At 58.3% G+C, this 494-nt stretch carries 1 protein-coding gene; it reads right to left on the bottom strand.

Annotation, left to right across the window (positions count from 1 at the left end; all coding sequences use genetic code 11):
• On the bottom strand, positions 1–494 hold a 494-nt coding region (locus A3730_RS10460), incomplete at both ends, for a ribonucleotide-diphosphate reductase subunit beta (RefSeq protein WP_197477425.1).

The following is a 494-nucleotide window of genomic DNA, read 5'->3' as shown; positions in this document are numbered from 1 at the left end:
CAGGTCCATGATTTCGCTCATCCACGGGAAGGGGTTGTTCACGCCCTTGAACTGTTCCGGCAGGCCCAGCTGGGCCAGGCGGCGGTTGGCGATGAACTGCAGGTACTCTTCCATCATGGCGGCGTTCATGCCGAGTACGCCGCGTGGCATGGTGTCGCGGGCGTACTGGATTTCCAGCTCGGTGCCTTCCAGAATCATCTGGGTGGCTTTGTCGCGCATGGCCTGATCCCACAGGTGTGGATTTTCCAGTTTGATCTGGTTGATCACATCTACGCCGAAGTTCACGTGCATGGATTCGTCACGCAGGATGTACTGGAACTGCTCGGCGACACCGGTCATCTTGTTGCGCCGACCCATGGACAGGATCTGGGTGAAGCCACAGTAGAAGAAGATGCCTTCCAGTACGCAGTAGAACGCGATCAGGTTTTCCAGCAAGGCCTTGTCGGTTTCCACGGTGCCGGTGGTGAATTCCGGGTCGGACAGGTCGCGGGTGT

The sequence above is a fragment of the Alcanivorax sp. HI0044 genome, from assembly GCF_001634945.1.
Note: the sequence above shows the minus strand (reverse complement) of the source record. Positions and strands in the feature narration are given on the sequence as shown.